Origin of the sequence: Saliniramus sp., from assembly GCF_035311605.1 — a bacterium.
GTDB lineage: Bacteria > Pseudomonadota > Alphaproteobacteria > Rhizobiales > Beijerinckiaceae > Saliniramus.
The window spans coordinates 1-2,161 of record NZ_DATGCW010000096.1; the positions used below are offsets into that span (position 1 = coordinate 1).

Sequence of the window (2,161 nt, forward strand, 5' to 3'; positions counted from 1 at the left end):
CATGCACGAACCGCCCTTGCCAAACGGCGGGTGACGATGGCGCATGCGGTCGGACTTGCGCTCCGTGCGGCGTCGAGCCCGGCTCCCCCCGACAGGCCCGGCAGACGAAATCGAACACGGCCTCGAACCCAGCCTCTGGCACGGTTACGCCCTTCTCGCGACGTCTCGGCGAAAAATTTATCAAAAATTGTATTGCTGGATCAGCAACTGATGCCAAGCCAAGGCATTCAAAGGCTCAGAGAGCGAATTGTCGGCATCCCCTGGTTGATTTTTTTAGCGATTTCGGGGGAGCGATACGTCTGATTAACCATAAGTTGACGATTGCGTGTTCGAATTCGGGCGTCAACACAAGCGACGCGTGGATTTTTGCTGCCATGAAACGAGCCCAGATTGTCGTCCTCGGAATCGCCGTCACCGCCGGTATCGGCGCTATGTTTCTGATGCGCGGCGGCAACGAGCCGCCGCCTCCAAGAGAAGTCGTCACCCTGTCCGAGCCATCGGCACCCGTGACGGAAGTCCTGGTTGCCGCAGCGGATCTGCCCATGGGTCGGCGCCTCGACCGGGCGGATCTGCGCTGGCAGTCCTGGCCGGCCGATTCGGTGCCGGTCGGACTGATTACCCGCTCGGCTGCATCCGGGGCACTCGACGATATTGCCGGCTCTCTGGCGCGAAGCCAGATCCTCGCCGGTGAGCCGATCCGCCGCGAACGCCTGATCCAGTCGGAGAACGGCGGCTTCATGTCGGCGATCCTTCCCGCCGGCAAGCGCGCCCTCGCGATTTCGATCGATACGCGCGGATCATCGACAGCCGGCGGCTTCATCCTGCCCAACGATCGTGTCGACGTCCTGCGCACCTTCCGCACCGACGATGTCGGCGGACAGGGCGATCAGCAGGCGACAGAGATCCTGTTGCGCAACATTCGTGTTCTGGCCATTGGCAAGAACGTGCAAACGGATGCACAGGGCAATCCCAGCGCCGAAGGCGAAACCGCGACCCTCGAGCTCACCCCGTCCCAGGCCGAGATCGTAACGCTGGCCCAGCGCACCGGGCATGTCTCCCTGGCCCTACGGTCTCTGGCAGATGCCGAACTCGGCGAGGATGAACTCGACGAAGACGGACGCGGACTCACGATCGTGCGCTTCGGCATCCCACGCCAGACGACGACTCCCTGAGGCGACCATGTCCAGATCCGATTCCCGCATGCGCAAACCGATCAGCGACCCGCGTCGTTCGAGCCCGGCGACACCGGTCCGCGCCGAAGCGCCGGCACCGCCAGCAGGCCTCGCCGCCCGCATTCTGCGAGAGAGAACAGCCATGACAGCAGAAACTTCAGCCGCAGCGTCCGCGCCGTTCCGGAGCCCCATCCGGACATTCGCAACGGCGGCGCACGAGGCGCCCTCCAAAGCTGGAACGCGCAGCGGGGCGCGCACAACTCGCAAGCTCGGCTTCACGATGCTCTGCGCCACCGCAGCACTGACATTGCATTTCGCCCCGCTATCGGCACAGGCGGCAGATTTCGATTCGGGCGGTCAGGGCGGTTTCGGCAAGGGCGGCTTCAGCAAGGGGCAATCGGCGCAATGGTCCGACCAGTCGTTCGGCGGTGAATCGGTAGTGCGAATCGGCGATCACGAAGGTCAGCGGACCCGGCGCATCGGGCTCGGCATCGGCAAGTCGGTGATCATCGATCTGCCGCGTGACGCCAAGGAGGTCTTCGTCGCCAACCCGGCCGTCGCCAATGCGGTGGTGCGCTCGACGCGCAAGATCTTTCTGATCGGCCAGGAAGACGGCGAGACGTCCGTCTTCATTTTCGACGCGGATGGCCATCAGCTCGCGACACTGGAAGTCGCGGTGGGTCGCGAACTGGGCGAATTGCGCGATACCCTGCGCCGCTCCTTCCCGCGGGCGCGCATCGATATCCAGCCGGCGGGCGATTCGATCATTCTGACCGGCTCCGTTTCGAGTGCGACCCAGGCTCAGCATGCCGTCGATATCGCGGAAGCCTTCGTTGGCCGCGAGGGCGGCGATCTCGGTGGACGCGGCGCGGTGATCAACTCGCTCACCATCGATGAGCAGGATCAGGTGATGCTGCGCGTAGCCGTGGTGGAAGTCGCGCGGGCGGTGGTCAAGCAGTTCGGCATCCAGACCAATGTCGGCTGGAATA

At 64.0% G+C, this 2,161-nt stretch carries 2 protein-coding genes; both read left to right on the plus strand.

All coding sequences use genetic code 11. From position 1 onward, the window contains the following. The first annotated feature begins 374 nt into the window (after window positions 1-374). The gene (gene cpaB / locus VKP01_RS04475) at window positions 375-1,172 is read left to right on the plus strand and encodes a Flp pilus assembly protein CpaB (RefSeq protein WP_324410671.1); all 798 of its coding nucleotides are present in this window, start codon (window positions 375-377) and stop codon (window positions 1,170-1,172) included. Window positions 1,173-1,314: 142 nt separating this feature from the next. Then, the coding region (locus tag VKP01_RS04480) for a pilus assembly protein N-terminal domain-containing protein (RefSeq protein WP_324410673.1) at window positions 1,315-2,161 on the plus strand (847 nt) is incomplete at its 3' end.

Bases quoted from the DNA above. Each gene is read 5' to 3' on its own strand.
- cpaB (WP_324410671.1), top strand. From the start codon at position 375: ATGAAACGAGCCCAGATTGTCGTCCTCGGAATCGCCGTCACCGCCGGT.